Raw genomic sequence first — 19,950 nt, forward strand, 5'->3', positions numbered from 1 at the left:
CATCTAAAGCACGCAGTTCGTATAAGTATCACTGTATTGTAGTTGTCTATCGCCAACTCAGACATGATTCAACCCATGACATTGATATTCTGTTTTACAAAAGCCAGAAAAAGTGCCACGAAATCGTCACAGTTTATCGTTAGCATACGTCCCATACTCGTAAACCTCGCTCTATACTGAGCGACACATTCCGTCGACCTCGATTCAAACTGTGAGAAGCCAACTATGTCCAAGCCTTTGTATGTTTTTGATCTGGATGAAACCTTAATCAACGCTGACTGCGCAATGATTTGGAATGAATTTATGGTTGAGAAAGGCATCGCCACTGCGCCTAACTTTATTGAGGAAGATAAGCGTCTAATGGGCTTGTACACAGAAGGCAAAATGGACATGGAAGATTACCTAACGTTCTCCATCAAGCCGCTAGAAAACATGCCTATTGAACAGGTAAACGCCTTGGTAGAAGAGTGCGTTGAAAACCATATTCTTGCTAAACAGTTCCTTCAAGCCAAAACACTGATTGAACAACTGTCTCGTGATGAGATTGATATGGTCATCATCTCGGCCAGCGTCACTTTTTTGGTTGAAACGGTTGGTCAACGCATCGGTATTCCTAACGCTCTCGGGATTGACTTAGTGGTGGCTGATAACCGTTATAGCGCAGAAATTGACGGAATCCCTAGTTACCGAGAAGGCAAAGTAACGCGCTTAAAACAGTGGTTAGAAACTCAGCCTGACAACTACTCAGAAATCCATTTCTACACGGATTCGGTCAACGACTTACCACTGTGTGAATACGCAGATTACGCCTATCTGGTCAATCCATGCCCTCGCCTAAAAGAGCACGCCAATAGACCAAATTGGACTGTGTTAAGTTGGGGGTAAAACGGGCTTAAACAGTAAGCCCTACACGATCGTAGGGCTTCTAATATCATGCGTCCAAGTCGTCACTGGCCTTTTGCAGTAAAATGAACTTGCCTTCTGAATGCACCACCAATACTTTTGGGGAAAGCGTGTAAACTTCTAGCCTCTGAACCGAGTGAAAGAAATCATATTTAGATGCTTGCTCGACGGCCTTGTCTAGCTTGTCTCCGATACCTGTTTCATTGATAACAAAGACATTCTCTTCAAGTTTCACTAACTCAAACAATCTTGTATAGGTATAACTTTTATCATCGACCTTAAGTGTTGACTGTAAGAGCAGTTTTCCTCCACTCAAAGCATCAATAATATAGTCAAACTCAATACCCTCATTGGTCGAAACATTTGCCGAGAAGCGATGAGAGATATCGTGATACGCAGGCTTCTTCAGCATAAAGATGCCTAAACAAGAAAAAATCAAAACAACCAGTAAGTCCTTCTTCTTACAACGAAGCAACATAGATGTCACCCTCGACCTTACTTATGATGTACGAACCTTTCTTATCGAAATCAAAATTTGAAATCTCAGTACACGCTATTTCTTCGCTCGTAAAAATCACATTCGCATCAATGTTGCACTTATCTAACAACAGTTGTGATGAATCGATTTCCAATGGCAGTTTGGGGTAATGCAGAGCATTACGACTCAACATGATCCCAACGAAAAACACAGAAAGAAGAAAAACAAAGCCTAAATCTCTTATCCTAAATTCACGGTTCTCGTTAATACTGAAGAGCTCTTTAAGGAACTGAGATTGGAAAAAGCGGTACCTCTTCTCAGATTCTGGATCACGATCGTAAATGGTATTCGCTGCATAAGTGATCTCATCATCATTAAACTCGTAACCATCATTCAATGTTAAATAATAGCCAACCCCACGTTGGCTTTTAATTTCCATTATTTGCTCAAGAGGCTTGAGCTGTCTCCTTGTTTTCGATATCAACTGAATAAGATTGGAACTATCTGGCCGATAATTCCCCTCATTTGCGTTTCCCCAAACTTCATCAATAATCGAATCGCTTGACCGTACTTCGCCTTGACTGTGTATGAGATAATAGAAAAGGTTGAATTCATATTTGGTAAAATGAATATCAATTCCATTTTCACCATATAAGCTTCTTTTCTTTTTATCGATAGTCCAAAATGTCTCTTTATTCATAGGTTAATCCATATATCGACACACTTCGTCGTTTTGACTTGTAGAACTCCTCGTTCGCTTTCGAGCTATCTTGCCCATAGGCACCTAAATTCATTAAGAAAATATCTTTACGACCTTTCAGTTTTTCGACAACTTCATTGCCACGTTTTAATGATAGGTTTAGGTTATAAATCGAATCTCCCACAATTGAGGAAGATCCTACGACAAGCAAGGCATCAGCATCGATGAACTCGTTCGTTGAAGATATATGAGATAAATCCGCCTCTCTCGCTTCATACAATGCGGTATCAAAGTAAACCGTAGTTAAATGCTTAAAATTATTAGCATTCAATGTCCTGTGCAAAGCAGAAAAGTCGTTTCGTTCGCAGATATCATAGGAGGATGCCTTCAGCTCGCTTAGCTTCTGTTTCAGGACATAACTGTGAACTGAATGAGATTCGATAGTGCGTCCCATAAAAGAATAATAGTTGCCATCTTTCATTGTGTTCTTAGGGATCAAGTAGGTATCACAACTCTCAACTAACCCTTGAGCGATGGCTGTATGGCTGAAAGTAAACATCAGCGTCAAAGCAAATTTCACAAAATATGATTTATTCTTCATCGTCTTCATTTCCAATATAAGTAGAGCTAGATTCTTGTAAAAGTTCGTAGGAGATTCTGTCTGTAAGCTTTTCATCTTCATCAATTTCATCGATATCAATAATTCCCGTTGATTTATTCCAAGCGTTGGTACAATCTAACGCTTCAATATCATCAAGATTAGAATTGGTATCGATTATAAATATCGACTTAGCTGACACATCATTAACGTATTTGTTCTGCACCGTGCTGCAAAAATCCGAGAGTATGTCTTTGTCTTCGTCTTTTTGGTCCTGTTCAGAAAGATAAGTATCGTCTAAGGAAGTAATATTAATCACAACCGTTCTTTTATTATCTAAGTTAAATGCTTTTTTCAGTGAATAGTTAAAGCCCTGAATTGGAGAAACAAAGCTATCACTGAAATCCATACTATTAACTATGGAGAGAAACTTACTATAATCACTCGAATTAGTTAGAGCTTGCTGACTCGGGCAGGTCTTAGAGTTTCCGAAGTATTTATTTCTAGTGACTTTCAACTCGTCTACACTAGCCATGTTCGTTCGCTTCGAATCGGAAATAGCGTCACCATCTGTATAGCTGTACCCATTAGACTCGAGAAATTCGTCAAAGTAGTTGTCTAAGTAGAGGTAGTTGGCGCCTCCATAGTTTGGCTTAGCATAGTGATAGGCAAGGTCTTTGTATTCCTCATAAATAGGGCTAGATTCGAGCTCTGCAATCACCTCCTCTTGGTCTTCGATCTGTTCTTCTTTGTCCTCGAGGTCAGACTCATACTCCTCAATATCTTCATAAAGATCGTCAATCTCCCTCTCTAAGCGTTCTCTTTCCGCCTCTAGTTGATCTTTCTCTTCTGGGTCCTCTGTTTCAGCAAGCAGTTCATTGATCTCGTTAATGCGTCTTTGTTTCGCGGCAATCTGAGAGTTAGCGTTAGATATATTGTTTTCTATCGAAGATTTTTGATTCTCAAGGGTCTTGAGCACATCAAGCTCACCAAAATACCTCTCCCACCATTGAAATGGGAAGTTATCTCCACGTGGGAAGGTGCTCCAACACTTGCCACTTATGTTGATACGATACCCATAAGGAATCACCGTTAGCGTTGAATTGGTTTTATCAAATAATGATTTGAGAGCATCGTTAATTTCATATTTGACTTCACTCGCAATTGAACGAGTTCTAGGGTCGTTCGAAATAGCGATGATGACATTCAAATCTTCATAGTGTTTTGCTCTAATCGTTTTTGCACTCACGGTGAATGAATCATTGCCCACACTGCTCAAGCCCGGGGTTAATTTGCGGTGCTGCTGCATAGGCAAAGAGGTCGTCATATACACGACTTCATCATCGTCATGCTCTTCAAAGGTCCAATCATCGTTGGAGCCATTCACATCAAGACCGTTTGATTCAGCCACCTGCTTTTCTACATTCCACTCCGAGTCACCCGTTATAGCGGTAAGATCGTTAAGTTCGCTAGCTGTGTTAATCTGGACTTTTGCAGCTAAATAGCTTCGGCTCATATCGTATGAGTAGTAAGCAAATACAATTGCAGACAGCATAACCAACAAAACGATTGGCGTAGCCGACCCTCTTTGATTTCGCATTAGTGGTGTTTCCCGTAATGAGTGGAAGAAAACTTAACTTCAAACCACTGATAAATTTCTTCTGGCAACTCAATGGTGTTGAACGCGGCAATTTCACGACACAGAGTCACCCTATAGACTGAGTGATACTTCTTATAAGCGTTGATGACAGGACTGATGTCAGAGAGTGATGTATCTATATCGCAGGCTTTCCCTTCAAGATCATGGTTCAATCGTACTTTTTTATATTGTTGACGGGTTACTGTTTCCCCATATGCCAGTTCTTCAACAATGATTGAAATATTTCGGTCTTCTAAGTGGAATATCTCCGAAAGATCTTTTACCTCCGCCTCTTTCAAGTTGCCTTCAAATATATCGCGGCGATTAGATATCACTTCACCGGCTTGGTAAGCCATGTCAGACATTTCAAATTTCAAGGACGTTGAAGCGGCATATTGCATGGTTAACAACAGTGCGAGAAACAAAACAGGCGCAAGAATTGTTGTTTCGACTGCCATCCCACCATATTCTGAGTTAATAAATTTCATTGACAATAACCAGTTCTCTTTTCATGTCTAAGAAGGCTGATGGATATATCGTTGAAAACAGCCATGAAAACCTCTTGTAGTCAAAGTCAAAAGAGATAAGAATTAAATTCGTTTTCTTAATGTTGCTTTGATTACATTCCAACTCGTTTTTACGGACAACTAAATCATCAACACTTTGGAAGCATATGAATTTAAGAGAGTTAGAGTTAATATTAATAACATTTGTGTTCACTTTATGATTCAACTCTTTAAGAAAGTTCGACTTTGATAGTTCTACGTTGTCTTCTTTCTCTATGGACTTGTAATCGAATAACTGAACTGAACGAGTAATATTATAATTTAGTAGACTCTCATTCCCAACATACTGAAAAAATCCAACTGTAACAATAAGAATATATATAATGATTGGTATTGTGAATACAGCCTCAATTGCAGCTATACCATCCTCGTCATTTAAGTGAGGTATATTTAATATCTTCATAAATTAACAAGGCCTTTTCTTTGTCTTTATATTTCTTATTGAGAAGGTCAATGACCATTTCGTCTTGGCCTGCAACTATGCCAGCTAAGACAACATACTCAATGTCATTAGTACCAGTTTCATACGAGTTATAGATCTTCAAAAAGTTGGCTTTATCGTCAGGTTTGTAAGCGAATCTAGAAAGCAGCATGTTGTTGTAGATACTTTCCGACGTCGGGTATTTTTTACTCAATGTATTAAAGCGCTCACTACATTGTTTTTTTCCAAGTTCTTCACACTGTGAGACCGCATATAAATTGTCGACTTTCGCTGCTAGCTTATTGTTTCCTGAGTATCCCTGAGTCTTTTTTATGTCATCAAGATAACTTCTAGAGCGTTCGGTATCACCGTTTTCTAGGTAAATCACTGATAACAAATATAAATCGTCATAATTAAGTATTTCTTTGGTACTCAAGACATAAATAGCTCTGTCTCCATTGCCATTTTTATAGAATGAGTAAGCCAACAGGAAGTTCTCTCTATCACTGAGCTTCTTCTTCTCCGATAGTTGTGCGATCACTTTGTCATAGCTTTCTAAGTTGAATGCAAGCTCTGCACTTTCATAGTCTTGGCCTGTCGACTGACACCCAAATAAAGCGAGACAAAGCATTGAAGTAGATAATCGTTTTTTCATTACATCTTACTCACTAGGTTCAGGACGCCTGGGGCGATGATTTCGACGATAATAGGGAACATGATGAAAACAATAAGCGGGATACCCATTTTCGCGTTTACCTTACCTATCTTTTCTTCGGTTTCAATAAAGTGAAAATCTCGGGTCTCCTTTGACAAAACGCGTAAAGCGTCAGTCACTGCCGCACCGCTTTCTACCGCGTTTTCGAGTACCGCAGTAAAGTCTTTAACCTCTTGTAAATCCAAGTTTTTACGTAGGTTTTCCCCCGCAATGCTAAAGCCATTGTTAGAAATATCATTCGAGTAGATCTTGATGTAGTTTGCCAGTGAAGATGACATGTTTCCGATATACTCAGACACAGCAATGAGACCCAACTCCACCGTCATACCAGATTTTGTAGCTGTTGCTAATAGATCCAAGAAGTAAGTGAAGTTAGTCTTAATTCGACGTCGTTCTTCGTTAATAAAAAATGTCCTAAAGATCATCTTTATCATAATATTATTAACTATTATAAAAACTACCATAAAAGCCAACATTTTCATTTTGTCTTCATTCAGGTAGTAAACAATAGCCAAACCTAGTATTGCTTCTATAAAATAAATAAGAAAAAAATTAGTTTTATCTTTTTTATTAACCAAACCACCTGAAGGTAGCATTGTATAAAGTTCATTTTCAGATAGGTACTTTGTAATCAATGAATATAAAAAATCATCTAAAATCTTTTTCTGCTCAGAGATTTGGTTAAATATATTATAGTATTCTTGTTTACTATCATGGTCAGAAATCATAAACTTAAAGTTATCTACATATTCTTGTTCTTCTTTCATACTTTTACTATTAAGTATAAAAACAATTGAACCAAGTAAGAAAAGTAGAATACTGATGGCAATAATCATAGCGCTACACTGTCAATCATTCGTTTAATTAAAACAAAGCCAATACTTACACTTGTAACCACATAGATAAGTATGTACTTACCGTATTGTTCGCTAATCAAATACTCATAGTTTTCAACTGCAAAGCTCTTGAGAACAAAGAGCATCAAAAAAGGTAACACAACCAATATCTTTGCTGCCCCTCGTGACTCAGATGTCAACGCCAATGTCTTCTTACGAATAACCTGAGAAGCAACAAGATCTTGGGCAAGTTCGTTTAAAGAGTCTTTAATGCTGCCACCACGTTTTAGGCTCATTTGAACGTTTGCACTGAATACCGCATACCCTTTGTAGGGATAGATTTTTTCACCTGCAATCAACGCTTCTTCCAGTGTGTTTCCTGCATGCACCTGTTTGATGATTCGTTCAAACTCGATTCGAATCTTACCAACCGTGTGGCGTGACGCTGATTCAATTGCTGAAATAATTGTCTTACCAGACAACAAGTTCCTGCTGATCATCCGGAGTGAAAAGGCAAACTTATCTTCGAAGTAGTTACTAAGCTTCAAATGGTACTCTTTCAAAATCAGCAAACTACCAATCGTTATCACAACACCCACGAGAATCAGTGTGATGAAATAAGATAAATCAAACGTCTCACTTACGAAGATCATAAAAGCGACGTAAAACAAGATAACGCCACAATGCAAAACGAAAGCACCTAGCCCATAGATTTCAAAGAAGATAACCAGGATGTTCTGACTCAAGTACTTAATATAGAAATCGTTGATCTCTTTTTTGACTTCATCAAACTTACTGGCTTCCTCTAGCTCAGGAAGCTCAGCGTCTTCAATATACTCGTCTATCTTGTTGCTTCGATTAAACATCAGTAAATACCAACGCGAGTTCATTTTCCAAGCCCGCAGCCTTAACTTTTCGCTCTAGCAAAGTGGATTTGACCTCGTTTACGTGATCATCTTTTTTGTGGTCATAAACGAATAGGTCTTGCGTTGCGATAACACCGCCATCAAAGTTACCTACTTCCGTAATATGAGTGATTTTCCGTCGACCATCGATAAGACGACTGGTTTGAATGATGATGTCTACCGCTTGGCTTATTTGCTTTTTGATAGATTCTGGAGACAAGTTACTTGCCGTCATCATAATCATGCTTTCCAAACGAATTAGCGCATCTTTGGGGTTATTCGAGTGAATGGTCGACATCGAGCCATCGTGACCAGTGTTCATCGCTTGAAGCATCTCGAAAGCCTCGTCACCACGACACTCACCTACGATAATTCGGTCTGGGCGCATACGTAGAGAGTTAATAACAAGAGAACGTATTGAAACCTCCCCTGACTCTTCACTACTCGCAGGACGAGATTCAAGACGAACAACGTGCTCATGTTGTAATTGGAGCTCTGCAGCATCTTCAATGGTCACGACACGATGACCCTCGTTGATTTCGTTGGAACAAGCGTTAAGCAATGTCGTTTTACCCGAGCCAGTACCACCAGAAATGATGATGTTTGCCGCAGAGCGAACCATTACACTCAAATAAAGCGCCATCTCCTCTGTCATCGACTCGTATCGAACTAAGTCAACAATATCGAGCTTATCTTCACGAAACTTACGAATCGAGATACTACAGCCATCTAGAGCAATGGGTGGAACAATGATGTTTACACGGCTCCCATCCGGCAAACGTGCGTCCACCATGGGTGAACTTTCATCAATACGTCGACCAATGGGAGATACGATTTTTTTTCGCTATACGTAAGACCTGATCTTCATTCTGAAAAACTACATCGTAAGCACGACTAATTTTGCCGTTACGTTCTACAAACGTCTCCGTTAAGCTGTTAACCATAATGTCACTGATGGTGTTGTCACCAAGCAGATCTTCTAAAGGTCCATAGCCAAATATGTCATCTTTGACTTCTTTTGTTAGCTTCTGACGATCTGACTCAGTTAGAATGAATGAAGAACTTGAAAGAAATTCATTCACTGTGTTGTAGATGGTGCTACTTTTAATGCCATCGTCTTCATGTTGAATATCTGTAATATCGATATTATCTAAAACAAACTTTCGGCAGAGCATAAATATTTTTGAATCAATCATTCTTCACCAACCTAGTGATAATTTCGTTCTTACTATCTTTATTCTTAAAAAATCGGCTCTTACTGTCAGGGTTAAACTTATAAGTAATTCTTTGGCCTGTTTTTTTATAAATACTACTCTTATCTAATAAATAACGACTTTCTTTATTCGACTTGATCTGGAATGTTTTAACATTCGCATCTTTTCCTTTTATTTCTTGTTCAATAAGATACTTAAGCATATATACCGATTCTAGAGAGGCATCTGTCACCATAGTTACGTTGTCAGATTTATTAATCAGCTGTTGATAGAGCTCAATTTTGGTAAAGTAAAAAGGAACATAAATAAATATGTAAGAAAACTCACCGTCAAAAATATTGAAAAAACTCATCAACTGTTCAGCAATTTTGTCGATCGAATGCAATGTGGTGTGATGCAAAACATCAATCGAGAAATATGAAAAATTTTCATCAACCTTAATGATGTATTCTTCGGCCGCTTTCGAATCGACGTTCTCTCCATTGATCAACATATTAATGATCTTAGGGTCTGCTTTTTTACCAATACGCGCGTCTAAAGAGATGCTGAAAACATCCAAGTTGATAAATAAGGTATTCAAGCTTGGTCTTTTTCTTACGTAGTCACGTAAATTATCGTATACGTAGTGTAAGACCTTATCACCATGAAGTTGGGTCGTGTCAGAAAGCAAAAACCAGTGGCTGCTGTTTGATTTTACAATTCCGAAAAACCACAAAATCATATTAAACACTTGCTTGGACATATCAGAATAACTGGTGTATTCACTGATACCTTCTGATTTGATGAACCAGTAATAATCCAGATCTTCACGATCACCATAAATGAGTGTCCCCACTCGGCCTTTAGTGACTTCTACAAACTTAGCAAGCCCTTCCTTTTCTCTTAACGTATCTTCATCACTAATGACGTAAATCTTTGATTTAAAGTGTAGGTTGAATACGTTCTCTAATGACTCGATATCGTCTTGATAATCGATGATTTCCACATTGTAAGCAGAAAAATAGTTCTGAACACGTTGCATGATCTCATTGTTGTTAGAGATAACAATAATCATGTAAGGTGAAAAAGCTTTACCTTTTGCGCTAGTCTGGCTTTTACTTGCTCGTTTTAATTTCTCTAAAATCATTTAAATTACCACAGCTCTAATGAAGAACAGGCCGTTTCATTGGCAAAGTTATCGAGTTCACTATCAGACATTGAGAAATGTCCATATGTAGGGACTTCCCAGACTTGACAATTCACCAGTCGCGTATCACTTACATGTACTTCCCACAACAGAAGTTGCTTATCATCGTAGTTTCCGATATCAATAAAGTTCGGCGAGAAGTCGTAGATGTTTTCCATATCAATTTTTAATTGATATAGGCGCTCCCTAGACAAATTATCTGTATGATAGACGTTAATTCCATGAATCCAAGAAACACTTTCGTTCTTTATTTCTTGGTTGATCGCCTTTGAAAAAGGAAGAATATATTGAATATTATTTCCTTCAGATATTTCATGGACGATATAAACGTAATCATCTTTTAGTGCACTGCTACACCCAGAAAAGAGTGTCACCATCCCTATCAAAAAGATGTATTTAAATTTAGTTTTCATAATGATATTGAGCATGTTTAATAATATCCTTTACTTCAGGCACGTCATCACCACCATCTATATTAGTGAATATAGAAAGGGAGGACTTTATATTTACCTTTGGTAGTTTTGGCTGTTCTATACTGTTTTCTACAAAGTTAACTTCTGCAAAGACCATTAACTCAGTTTTATTAGATTGAAAGTTCTCAGACGTAAATAGCGCACCAATAACGGGTAAGTAACCTAAGAATGGAACTTTTGACACGGCTTGCGTCTGACTGTTATCAATCAATCCTGCAAGAACGAAAATATCCCCGTCATTAACGTTGAGCTCTGTATTCACACTCCGAGTGTTGAGCTGTGGAGTGTCATTACCTGCTAAGTTGATAAAACCAGCAATTTGTGATGATGAGATATTCGCTCTTAGGTCAATACTCTGATCTCGTTTGATCTCTGGTTTAAACTCTAACTTGATTCCGTACTCTTTAAATTCAACGTCAACGTTTTCATCATCGTAAGTCAAGACGGGGATTTCGCCCCCTGCTTCGAATGTTGCAGTTGAATCGTTCGTGACGATGATTGAAGGCCTTGTAAGTACCGTGGCTAAGTTATTGCGAGATAAAATTCCTATCGTGGCGTTGAGCATTTCACTCGTCACACCATCTATTTTACTCCAGCCAGCACTCCACTGGATGCCAAGATCATCATCAATACTCTTTGACACTTCGGCCATGGTGAGTTTAATTCGCACTTGGCGGTTTTCAGTGATCGTCGTGTTATCAACGTAATAGCTTGAAATTGCACTCCTGATCAGTTCATTAAGCTCTCGCTTTTCGACTTTGTCTTTAACAGCGCCATTGATATAAATTTTCTCCGCGACTTTGACCGCTTCTATGTCCTTGAAGCCTGCGGAATTAAGATATTTATTGAGGTTTTCGGTATCCTGGTCAGTGTCACGTACCTGAATGACATACTCAGTCGTTTCTTCTTCTCCTTTTACAATGACCTTGGTCTTCCCCGCTTCATGTGCAATAAGATACAAGTTATTACTATCTGTCAGAGTGACATCAACGATCTTGTCCGATCCAACAACGATATCTTTAGGGACATACGAAAGGGACAGATGCCTAGTTTCATTGACAGACATAGTAATAAACGTGTCGGCCTGTACATATAAAGATGCTAAGCACAAAACAAAGCCGAGAACGATTTTTCTATTTAATAAAGTTGACATCGTATTTGTAGCTCGAACTAATATCATTTGCTTGAATTTCCTTAGATGAATCAACTTCTAATGTTGAATAGTTTTCTAGATTGATACTCTTTTGTGTCACGTTGACTATCTTGAAGTAGCCCAACTGATCGGCTTGCAAATAACGCTCTACCACATCGTCATTGACCGAAAATACAACCGGGCTAAGATTTTCATGATCGCTGTTATGAGGCACTGCGTTTTGCTCCCCTTCTTGCGATTGGTTTAGTGGTCGAATAAATACATTCTTCGAGAATAATTTCACTTTTCTGGAGTTTTTATCTCGACCAGAGTTATTAAAGTGCCAGTAAACGTCATAGAAATCTGAAGTGAAGTTTTCGATTGAGCTTCTATCCACTCTCAGCACCATATCGGTGAAGTTTTTACTTTTTAGACTTTCAAGGTCATCCAAGGAGATAAGCTGTCCAGCGTCCATCTTGTGCTTTAAGATAAAAATCGCCGGATCAAGCAGCTCTTCTTCACCTTCAGTGATGTATAAGCCTTCATCTTCTGGGCTAAAGGTCGCAGGTAGAAGCTCGAAAGAATCACGTGACACCAATGTTCCCGCCTTAGAAGCATTCCTAACGGCTAAAGCAAGCACCGTTTTCTGGACGTTTTGTGGTTCTGCGTTTTCGGTTTCTTCATGATTTGATATCCTGCTTAAATCTTCTGATTTGTAGATACCAACAGCCCCCATCCCGATGATAAAGAGGGCAAGTAAACCAATAGTTTGAAATCTCATGCTTTGCCTTTATAAAAAAAGTGTATTTGAATGTATGACGTAAGATGCAATGATCGGAATCGCGTAAGGAACTCCATTCGAAGAAAAGCCAAATCTATCAAAATAGTGATTAAGGATTTTTAACTGAAGCACGGCAAGCCCGCCGCCAATAAGCGTCATGTGAAATAAAAACAATTTATAATCACTAAACTCAATAAAAATGAGCATAATCATTATCAGTTTTACGTCACCCATGCCTAGCAACCTAAATGCACCTAAAGCGAAGAAAAATAAAGATATCGCTATATAGATAGAAAACTCATACCCAGAGATTTGGAATTCTGCGCCACCAAAAAAAAGCTCGTAAAGATACTTAACAGACAGTAACAACAACAAAAGAACAACTCTTTTATTGTATATTTTTCTGTGTTTTACATCTTCATATGAGATGACTAAAAGCAATGTGAGTATTAATGAATTTATAATAACCATTATTCATTTCTTATCCATTCAGAGAGCTATTAACACTTCTTGCCATATCAATCCAAGTTTCGTTCAATGTTTGTAGAAAGCTCGAGCTATCTAATATATATAACAGTGATACCGACATACAAACGCCAATAATGGCGTATTCCACTGAAGTAATACCATCACACGAAAATGCAAGACTGGTGATTTTTTTTTCATATCGTTCCTTAACCAGAACTCAGTTCGAAATTACTGCTTCATATATTAGCCTCAAACCAAGATCAGACTTACACTAATAACATTAATTGTTAATTATTCATGTTATCAACATTCAAATAATCTTTTTTTGATGTTAACTTAAGCAGGCACAAAAATTAAAAACCAATAACTGGGGTCTATTTTGTTTCGAAATAAACTATATGAGTACATACTCGTACTCTTTGTTAGCTTTTTTGCTTATGCCGTCGTAATACATTTATTAGATTTGCTTAAATACTGGGCATCCATCACTCGTGTTCTAGTTGAAATCAGAGATATCCGATAAGTTTGTCCCCTTCCTCACTTCTAACTATTAATCTCAAACCTCACATGTATAAACCATGAAGGCTGAGTAGAAGAAGCCGTTACACTCCACACTCTCATGCCCAGTCATTACTGGGTTTCATCACCTAAACCGGTTGAAACCCCAACAATCACAACGTTAATCATGTCTGTCCTCCTCTCAATGTAACTTGAGACAAGTACCACGGTTCAGTGTTAACCATTAATGATTACCAAAGCAAAAGGATTAATTAATTGTCATTGCCTTAAATTTTAGAAAGGATGCTACATAAGATTTTCGTGATATCCAACCAAGAAACGGATAAATATAAATTAACAATGATTAACAAATCGAATTAATGATGCGTTTTTTTATAAAAAAGGCTAAAAAAACCAAACTGAGTTCCATGTTTTTACCTGATACATCTCCGCACCGACATATGAGTGCAAATCACACTATTCATTTACTTTAGGTAGATTATTTATTCTAGATTTAGACGAAGTTTTCTTATTAGAAACTAAATTTTGTTAATAACGTGGTGTATTGATTCGATAATAGTCATATTGAAATGGTCTTAACGAGCTGTAGCTACTTAAAAGCACAGCGAGAAACTTTAAATAACTTATGCAATGAGAAACACAATGAACAAAACACTAAAGAATTTCCTTTCTAATGAAGATGGTATTACTGCAATCGAATACGCAATTATCGGTGTCGCTATGTCTTCTGCACTCTTTTACATCTTTGATGAAGGCGGCTTCCTAGAGTCTCTAGAAGATGCTTGGGAGACGATGGAAAAGAACATTAAACAATCGGGCAAAGTACTAGGCAGCAGCTAATCAATCAAATTAAACAGCTTTCAAAAGATAAACAAATGAACGTATTTAAACACTTTCTAAATAACGAAGATGGTATCACTGCGATCGAATACGCAATCATTGGTGTCGCTATGTCTTCTGCACTCTTTTACATCTTCGATGAAGGCGGTTTCCTTGAGTCACTTGAAGACGCTTGGAACACTATGGAGAAGAACATCAACAAAGCTGACAACATCCTTGGTAGCTCTTGATTACCATCCTGTCTAAGCAAGGGAGCCTATATGGCTCCCTTTTTAACTTTCCACCTACCAACCGTCGTACTCTTGTTCCTGATGATTACCTTCTCCCTCACAAATTAATCACTTGATTAAATACTGATTAATTTTTCGTATGTCGCATGAGAAATCAGCGTCTTATAATTAATCAAATGTTTAATATTTTGAGAGACGATTGTGACGGAAGCTCATCGAAGGGCGGGAAGACCCACAGATAAAATCGACGCACGGGAGAAGCTGATTTTCCATGCGCGCGAACTCTTCACCATTATGGCTTACGACAAGGTATCTACTCGCCTGATCGCGCAGAAAGCAGGCGTGAACGTGGCGATGATTCGATACTACTTTGGCAACAAAGAGGGCTTGTTCGAGACCATGTTGCGCGAAACACTGTCACCAATGCAAAAGCAGATGCAGGCATTGATGTCAGACAGCAATGAGCAAAACTTCCTCGATTTAATGCGAACCTACTACCGCGAGATGATTAAGGTGCCACAGTTCCCGCGTTTGATTGCCCAAGTCATGCATATGCCTCCTTCAGAGACCCAACGTAAGTTGCTCGAAAAAGTTTTCGCTGATATCAGCAAGCCAATGCAAGGCGTGATCTTTGATAAGTTAGTCGATGGTGGCGTTTTGCGAAAAGACGCTGACCCTCAACTTTGTCGCGTCTCTTACATCAGCTTAATGGTGTTTCCTTTTATGGCACCACCAGCACTTCTGGCTATTCACGGTATCGAGCTCTCAGAAGCCTTCTTGAACCGATTATTCGAACACAACATACAACTGATGAAACATGGATTTTTAGACTCGGGCGACCAATATGAAAATGAATAAAAAGCTGCTGTTCTTTCCTGCCCTTGCTGTTGGGGTCGTCATTCTATTTTTGGCGATGAGCCTTAAACCAGATTTGCCCGTCAAGCCCGCAAGTGATCGTGCAAGATTGGTTGAAACAATTCCTCTGGAACTCAAAGCCATCGCACCTGTTGCTATTGGCTTTGGTAAAATAGCTCCGAAAGTTGAATGGAAAGCGATAGCCGAAGTATCCGGCAAAGTAGTTTACCGCCACCCGCAACTGGAAAAAGGACAAGTGCTGCAAGCAGGGACGGAAATCTTGCGTATCGATCCTCTCGATTACGAGTTAAAACTGGTTCAAGCTCAAGCTGACCTCAAGTCTGCCCAAACCTCTCTGGCTAAGCTGAACCAAGAAGAAGCGAACCTCAAAAGCACCCTCAAGATAGAAGCCAACCGCCTGGTTATCGCCAACAAAGAGTTAGACCGTAAACAAAACCTACGCAAGAAAGGCCTAACTTCCCAATCAGATGTAGACCAACAAGAACAAAGCGCGCTCTCTCAACGTAAGGTAGTGCTAGATATCGAAAACCAAATCGGTTTAATGCCGGATGAAAAGCGTGTCGCAGAAGCCCTAGTTAAGGTCAATGCATCAAAAGTCGATGAAGCGAAACGTTCACTTGATAAAACCATCATTACTTTACCTTACGATCTGCGTATTGCAGAAGTCGAAATTGAGCAAAACCAAGTAGTTAACCTACAACAGACCATGGTGACCGGGCATGGCATTGATGTCATGGAGGTTGAAGCTCAGCTTTCCATTCATGACATGCAAACTTTGGCAGCGAGCATCGGTGAGTTTGTCCGTGATGAATCTGGTATTCCACAACCTGATATGAATTCGATTCATGCCAACATTGAACTCAGCAGCGGTAACCTCTCTGCAAGCTGGCCTGCGAAAGTTGCACGCATCAGTGAAACGGTTGATCCAAGCCAAGCGACGGCCGGTGTGATTCTGGAAATTGAACAAGACTACCGAGCATTGAACCCAACCTCTGTTCCCCCACTGGTTAACGGCATGTTTGTGCGTGCCTTGATTGAGGGGCAAGAGAATCCGAGTTGGGTCATACCGGAGCGTGCGCTTCATGGCGATAAGATTTACCTGATGGGCGATGATAATCGTCTGCAACTCGTGACGGTTGAAGTGCTATACCGCCGCAATAACCAAGTGGTGATTGATGGTGAACTTGAGCAAGGTCAGAAGCTGATCATCAACGATTTGCTGCCTGCTATTAACGGCATGCTATTGAAAGAATCACCTGAACAGTCAGAAGCCACTATTGAGGAGTCTGATTCATGATCCGATTCTTCGCCAAGCACCCAACAGCAGCCAACTTGCTGATGCTAACGCTGCTGATATTGGGTATTTCTTCACTTTCCACGATTAAGCGGGAAACCTTTCCTGAGTTTGATCCACCTTACATCCTAGCAGGTGTAGTTTACCCTGGCGCTTCCCCGCAAGAAGTCGAAGAGAGTATCTGTGTCCGAATGGAAGATGCTGTTGATGGTCTTGCTAACATTGAAGAAACGCAATGTGAAGCGATTGAAGGCTCTGCGCGTCTTATCTTAAAACTGAATGAAGAAGCCGACATCAGCCGCATGCTGGTTGATGTTCAGACTCAGATCAACTCGATTAATGATTTCCCACAAGAGATTGAATCTCCTGTAGTCCAAGAACTAGATTGGAATGAGCCAGTTGTGGATGTCGCGATCACTGCAGATACCACATGGCCAGAATTAAAAGCTTACGCAGAACAACTTAAGCGCACGTTAAAGCTCGACTATGACGTATCTTTAGTTGACGTGGCCGGCTTCTCAGATCACCAATTCAGAGTAGAGCTAGACACTCAAGCTATTCGCCAACTCGGCTTGAGTGTTGGTGATATTGCTGAGCAGATTGGTCGTCAAAACGTCAAGTTGCCAAGTGGTAATGTCGAAACGCCAGATAAGAACTTTCTGATCCGCTTTGACGAACGACGCGTGACGCCAGAAGAGCTTGAGACTATCGTCGTGGGCTCTGGACCAAATGGATCAATCATCCGTCTAAGAGACATTGCGACGATTACCGATCGGTTTGAATTGGACGAACAGAAAGTCCTCTTCGATGGCCACCCTTCTGCCCTACTAAAAGTCAGCAAAAACAAAGAAGACGATGCACTGCGTATCAAGGAACGTGTTGCTCAATTTGTCGAAGAACAACAAGCCATCGCGCCAGACGGTGTGATGCTACAAATGACCAATGACCTTTCATCCGTGCTTTGGGATCGCCTGACCATGATGGTCAAAAACGGTTGGCAAGGTATCATTCTGGTTTTCGCCACCATGTGGTTGTTCTTTAGTTTTCGCTACTCTTTTTGGGTCGCAGCTGGTTTGCCCGTAGCCTTCTTAGGTGGGTTATTTTTGATGGCGCAACTTGGCTTGTCTATCAACATCATGTCTTTGGTTGGGTTACTCATGGCCATAGGTATCATGATGGATGACGCCATCGTTATTGCTGAATCGATTGCCGCTCACCTCGACAGAGGAGAAGAGATCGATGATGCCGTAATTAAAGGGGTAAAAAAGGTACTACCGGGGGTCATATCTTCCTTTTTAACTACGGTGTGTATTTTCGGTAGCTTGTTATTCTTGCAAGGTGAAATGGGTGCGGTACTTAAAGCGGTTCCTCAAGTTCTGATCCTCGTTTTGAGTTTGAGTTTGGTGGAAGCCTTCTTGATCTTACCTAACCACCTTTCTCACTCACTACACAAACAAAAGCAAGAGCGAAAAACACCGAAGTTCAAACAAAAGCTGCTCGCTTCTTTTGAAAACTTCCGCAACACCACATTGGTCAATTCGGTAGATAAAGTGGTTGAATATCGCTATGCCTTTATGGGGGGCGTGGTTGCCTTGCTTCTTATCTCCGCAGCCACGTTAGTAGGTGGTTTACTCAAGTTCCAACCCTTCCCTGAATTGGATGGCGACATTGCAGAAGCGCGCATTATTCTTCCTCCGGGTTCTTCTCTGTCTCAAACGGAAGCTGTCGTCGATAAGATCGTCGCTTCCGCTCAAAAGCTAGATAAAGAATGGACAGAGAAAGTGGAAGACGGCAATCCATTGGTCCTGCACATCACCAGTCAATTCAACGCTAACGCTGACGCGAATGAATCTGGCCCTCATATTGCGACGGTACGTTTGGATTTGCTTGGTGCAGAGAGTCGTAACACACTCATCGATGAATTTATCGATGCATGGCGCGAAGACATTGGTGAACTTGCCGATCCTATCTCGTTGGTATTTAAACAACCGACCATGGGCCCGGGTGGACGAGCTATTGAAATTCGAGCGAAGCATGATGATCTGGATGCGCTCAAAGCAGCCTCTATCGACATTCAGCAATACTTGAATGAGTTTGACGGTGTGCATGGCGTGTTGGATGACATGCGTATGGGTAAAGAAGAAGTCTTGGTTAAACTGCGTCCGGGGGCGGAAGCTTATGGGATTAACGGCCAGCTCATCGCCAATCAATTGCGTGCGGCTTTCTTTGGACAAACCGCAGACGAGATCCAAGTTGGGGTAGAAAACATTTCCATCGAAGTTCGCCTCGATAAAGCACAAGCGGGTGACTTACAGCAATTGGCAAACTTCCCGATTATCTTGTCCGATGGCAGTCAAATTCCACTCGCGACCATTGCGACTTTGGATTTCCAGCGTAATTACGTAAGAATCCAGCGCATTGATGGCTTGCGCACTGTGAGCGTATTCGGCGATATCGACAATACGAAAGCCAACTCAACTGCCATAATTCGTCAGTTCCAACAAGATGAAGCGCCAAAGCTGATGCAAAAGTATCCTGGCCTTCGCTTCGATTTTGAAGGCGAAGCCAAAGATACCGCCGAAACTGGCGCATCAATGGGTAAAGGCTTCTTGCTTGGTTTGTTTGGCGTGTTTGCGATTCTGAGTTACCAATTCCGCAGTTATTTAGAACCTTTCGTGGTAATGCTCGCGATACCGCTTGCCTTTATCGGCGTCGTATGGGGACACATCCTACTCGGTCACTCATTAAGTATGCCAAGTATGATGGGCTTCGTCTCATTAGCAGGGATTGTGGTGAATGACTCGATTCTGTTAGTTCAGTACATACGCCATCATGTAGATGAAGGTGATAATGTGCACGACTCGGTAGTCAAAGCCAGTCGGGAGCGCTTTAGAGCAGTATTCCTAACATCAATGACCACTGCAGCAGGTTTGCTTCCGTTACTGACTGAAACCAGCCTGCAAGCACAGGTTATCCAACCACTGGTTATCTCCATCGTGTTTGGTATTTTTGCATCCACTCTATTGGTGTTGTTTATGATCCCTGCTGCGTATGCCATTTTAGCTGACTTCGGCCTAGTCCATAGGCACGAAGAAATCTAAAACGACTGATAAGTTTAATTATCAAAATGAACGAGAGCGGCTTAGGTCGCTCTTTTTGTTTTCGGAAAATAGCGT

General features: G+C 40.3%; 21 protein-coding genes. 6 read left to right on the top strand and 15 right to left on the bottom strand.

From position 1 onward, the window contains the following. Positions 1 to 225: 225 nt before the first annotated feature. Complete coding sequence (locus KHO06_RS24605; protein ID WP_212582768.1) at positions 226 to 885, top strand: HAD family hydrolase; 660 nt, start codon at positions 226 to 228, stop codon at positions 883 to 885. A gap of 46 nt (positions 886 to 931) precedes the next feature. Here KHO06_RS24605 and KHO06_RS24610 read toward each other — a convergent pair whose 3' ends face one another. The 15 genes from KHO06_RS24610 to KHO06_RS24675 form a co-directional block, all read right to left on the bottom strand. Further along, on the bottom strand, positions 932 to 1,315 hold the full coding sequence (locus KHO06_RS24610) for a hypothetical protein (RefSeq protein WP_155396340.1): 384 nt from the start codon (positions 1,313 to 1,315) through the stop codon (positions 932 to 934). Between the two features lie 49 nt (positions 1,316 to 1,364). After that, positions 1,365 to 2,081 carry a helix-turn-helix domain-containing protein gene (locus tag KHO06_RS24615; protein WP_038890811.1) on the bottom strand — a complete coding sequence of 239 codons (717 nt, stop codon included), beginning with the start codon at positions 2,079 to 2,081 and terminating at the stop codon, positions 1,365 to 1,367. Continuing rightward, positions 2,074 to 2,682, bottom strand: a complete 609-nt coding sequence (locus KHO06_RS24620; protein WP_045458678.1) for a hypothetical protein — start codon at positions 2,680 to 2,682, stop codon at positions 2,074 to 2,076. Before KHO06_RS24620 ends, KHO06_RS24615 begins: the two co-directional genes overlap by 8 nt. After that, entirely contained in the window at positions 2,672 to 4,279 is a 1,608-nt protein-coding gene (locus KHO06_RS24625) for a hypothetical protein (protein ID WP_212582769.1), read from the bottom strand. The genes KHO06_RS24620 and KHO06_RS24625 overlap by 11 nt, the downstream gene beginning before the upstream one ends. Continuing rightward, a complete protein-coding gene (gene tadF, locus KHO06_RS24630) occupies positions 4,279 to 4,806 on the bottom strand; it encodes a tight adherence pilus pseudopilin TadF (RefSeq protein WP_045419393.1) in 528 nt (175 codons plus the stop codon). The genes KHO06_RS24625 and tadF overlap by 1 nt, the downstream gene beginning before the upstream one ends. Before the next feature lie 449 nt (positions 4,807 to 5,255). Beyond that, positions 5,256 to 5,960 carry a hypothetical protein gene (locus KHO06_RS24635; protein ID WP_038890816.1) on the bottom strand — a complete coding sequence of 235 codons (705 nt, stop codon included), beginning with the start codon at positions 5,958 to 5,960 and terminating at the stop codon, positions 5,256 to 5,258. After that, the gene (locus KHO06_RS24640) at positions 5,960 to 6,787 is read right to left on the bottom strand and encodes a type II secretion system F family protein (protein ID WP_160167804.1); all 828 of its coding nucleotides are present in this window, start codon (positions 6,785 to 6,787) and stop codon (positions 5,960 to 5,962) included. The genes KHO06_RS24635 and KHO06_RS24640 overlap by 1 nt, the downstream gene beginning before the upstream one ends. 65 nt (positions 6,788 to 6,852) lie before the next feature. After that, complete coding sequence (locus tag KHO06_RS24645) at positions 6,853 to 7,722, bottom strand: type II secretion system F family protein (RefSeq protein WP_038890818.1); 870 nt, start codon at positions 7,720 to 7,722, stop codon at positions 6,853 to 6,855. Then, positions 7,715 to 8,554, bottom strand: a complete 840-nt coding sequence (locus tag KHO06_RS24650) for an ATPase, T2SS/T4P/T4SS family (protein ID WP_244858426.1) — start codon at positions 8,552 to 8,554, stop codon at positions 7,715 to 7,717. Before KHO06_RS24650 ends, KHO06_RS24645 begins: the two co-directional genes overlap by 8 nt. A 13-nt stretch (positions 8,555 to 8,567) precedes the next feature. Then, positions 8,568 to 8,957 carry a hypothetical protein gene (locus KHO06_RS26670; protein ID WP_244858427.1) on the bottom strand — a complete coding sequence of 130 codons (390 nt, stop codon included), beginning with the start codon at positions 8,955 to 8,957 and terminating at the stop codon, positions 8,568 to 8,570. Next, on the bottom strand, positions 8,950 to 10,101 hold the full coding sequence (locus KHO06_RS24655) for a hypothetical protein (protein WP_212582770.1): 1,152 nt from the start codon (positions 10,099 to 10,101) through the stop codon (positions 8,950 to 8,952). Before KHO06_RS24655 ends, KHO06_RS26670 begins: the two co-directional genes overlap by 8 nt. A gap of 5 nt (positions 10,102 to 10,106) precedes the next feature. Beyond that, positions 10,107 to 10,589, bottom strand: a complete 483-nt coding sequence (locus tag KHO06_RS24660) for a hypothetical protein (protein ID WP_038890821.1) — start codon at positions 10,587 to 10,589, stop codon at positions 10,107 to 10,109. After that, positions 10,564 to 11,814, bottom strand: a complete 1,251-nt coding sequence (locus KHO06_RS24665; RefSeq protein WP_045415844.1) for a pilus assembly protein N-terminal domain-containing protein — start codon at positions 11,812 to 11,814, stop codon at positions 10,564 to 10,566. Before KHO06_RS24665 ends, KHO06_RS24660 begins: the two co-directional genes overlap by 26 nt. Then, on the bottom strand, positions 11,768 to 12,547 hold the full coding sequence (locus KHO06_RS24670; RefSeq protein ID WP_212582771.1) for a hypothetical protein: 780 nt from the start codon (positions 12,545 to 12,547) through the stop codon (positions 11,768 to 11,770). The genes KHO06_RS24665 and KHO06_RS24670 overlap by 47 nt, the downstream gene beginning before the upstream one ends. Positions 12,548 to 12,556: 9 nt before the next feature. Further along, entirely contained in the window at positions 12,557 to 13,018 is a 462-nt protein-coding gene (locus KHO06_RS24675; protein WP_199436171.1) for a prepilin peptidase, read from the bottom strand. A 1,158-nt stretch (positions 13,019 to 14,176) separates the two neighbouring features. On the opposite strand from KHO06_RS24675, the gene KHO06_RS24680 reads away from it, so the two are divergent. From KHO06_RS24680 to KHO06_RS24700, 5 genes are all read left to right on the top strand, one after another. Beyond that, positions 14,177 to 14,374, top strand: a complete 198-nt coding sequence (locus tag KHO06_RS24680; RefSeq protein WP_038890826.1) for a Flp family type IVb pilin — start codon at positions 14,177 to 14,179, stop codon at positions 14,372 to 14,374. 35 nt (positions 14,375 to 14,409) lie between these two features. Then, a complete protein-coding gene (locus KHO06_RS24685; RefSeq protein WP_038893066.1) occupies positions 14,410 to 14,604 on the top strand; it encodes a Flp family type IVb pilin in 195 nt (64 codons plus the stop codon). A gap of 201 nt (positions 14,605 to 14,805) precedes the next feature. Further along, positions 14,806 to 15,462: a TetR/AcrR family transcriptional regulator gene (locus KHO06_RS24690; RefSeq protein WP_038893065.1), complete on the top strand. Its 657-nt coding sequence runs from the start codon at positions 14,806 to 14,808 to the stop codon at positions 15,460 to 15,462. Further along, complete coding sequence (locus KHO06_RS24695) at positions 15,449 to 16,777, top strand: acriflavin resistance protein (RefSeq protein WP_038893064.1); 1,329 nt, start codon at positions 15,449 to 15,451, stop codon at positions 16,775 to 16,777. Before KHO06_RS24690 ends, KHO06_RS24695 begins: the two co-directional genes overlap by 14 nt. Next, a complete protein-coding gene (locus tag KHO06_RS24700; RefSeq protein WP_212582772.1) occupies positions 16,774 to 19,875 on the top strand; it encodes an efflux RND transporter permease subunit in 3,102 nt (1,033 codons plus the stop codon). Before KHO06_RS24695 ends, KHO06_RS24700 begins: the two co-directional genes overlap by 4 nt. The last annotated feature ends 75 nt before the right edge of the window (positions 19,876 to 19,950 follow it).

The organism is Vibrio sp. B1FIG11 (assembly GCF_905175335.1).
In the GTDB taxonomy this organism is placed as follows: domain Bacteria; phylum Pseudomonadota; class Gammaproteobacteria; order Enterobacterales; family Vibrionaceae; genus Vibrio; species Vibrio campbellii.

Coding starts and splice junctions, on each gene's coding strand:
- KHO06_RS24605 (WP_212582768.1), top strand. CDS start 226: ATGTCCAAGCCTTTGTATGTTTTTGATCTGGATGAAACCTTAATCAAC.
- KHO06_RS24610 (WP_155396340.1), bottom strand. CDS start 1,315: ATGCTGAAGAAGCCTGCGTATCACGATATCTCTCATCGCTTCTCGGCA.
- KHO06_RS24615 (WP_038890811.1), bottom strand. CDS start 2,081: ATGAATAAAGAGACATTTTGGACTATCGATAAAAAGAAAAGAAGCTTA.
- KHO06_RS24620 (WP_045458678.1), bottom strand. CDS start 2,682: ATGAAGAATAAATCATATTTTGTGAAATTTGCTTTGACGCTGATGTTT.
- KHO06_RS24625 (WP_212582769.1), bottom strand. CDS start 4,279: ATGCGAAATCAAAGAGGGTCGGCTACGCCAATCGTTTTGTTGGTTATG.
- tadF (WP_045419393.1), bottom strand. CDS start 4,806: ATGAAATTTATTAACTCAGAATATGGTGGGATGGCAGTCGAAACAACA.
- KHO06_RS24635 (WP_038890816.1), bottom strand. CDS start 5,960: ATGAAAAAACGATTATCTACTTCAATGCTTTGTCTCGCTTTATTTGGG.
- KHO06_RS24640 (WP_160167804.1), bottom strand. CDS start 6,787: ATGAAAGAAGAACAAGAATATGTAGATAACTTTAAGTTTATGATTTCT.
- KHO06_RS24645 (WP_038890818.1), bottom strand. CDS start 7,722: ATGTTTAATCGAAGCAACAAGATAGACGAGTATATTGAAGACGCTGAG.
- KHO06_RS24650 (WP_244858426.1), bottom strand. CDS start 8,554: ATGGTGGACGCACGTTTGCCGGATGGGAGCCGTGTAAACATCATTGTT.
- KHO06_RS26670 (WP_244858427.1), bottom strand. CDS start 8,957: ATGATTGATTCAAAAATATTTATGCTCTGCCGAAAGTTTGTTTTAGAT.
- KHO06_RS24655 (WP_212582770.1), bottom strand. CDS start 10,101: ATGATTTTAGAGAAATTAAAACGAGCAAGTAAAAGCCAGACTAGCGCA.
- KHO06_RS24660 (WP_038890821.1), bottom strand. CDS start 10,589: ATGCTCAATATCATTATGAAAACTAAATTTAAATACATCTTTTTGATA.
- KHO06_RS24665 (WP_045415844.1), bottom strand. CDS start 11,814: ATGATATTAGTTCGAGCTACAAATACGATGTCAACTTTATTAAATAGA.
- KHO06_RS24670 (WP_212582771.1), bottom strand. CDS start 12,547: ATGAGATTTCAAACTATTGGTTTACTTGCCCTCTTTATCATCGGGATG.
- KHO06_RS24675 (WP_199436171.1), bottom strand. CDS start 13,018: ATGGTTATTATAAATTCATTAATACTCACATTGCTTTTAGTCATCTCA.
- KHO06_RS24680 (WP_038890826.1), top strand. CDS start 14,177: ATGAACAAAACACTAAAGAATTTCCTTTCTAATGAAGATGGTATTACT.
- KHO06_RS24685 (WP_038893066.1), top strand. CDS start 14,410: ATGAACGTATTTAAACACTTTCTAAATAACGAAGATGGTATCACTGCG.
- KHO06_RS24695 (WP_038893064.1), top strand. CDS start 15,449: ATGAAAATGAATAAAAAGCTGCTGTTCTTTCCTGCCCTTGCTGTTGGG.
- KHO06_RS24700 (WP_212582772.1), top strand. CDS start 16,774: ATGATCCGATTCTTCGCCAAGCACCCAACAGCAGCCAACTTGCTGATG.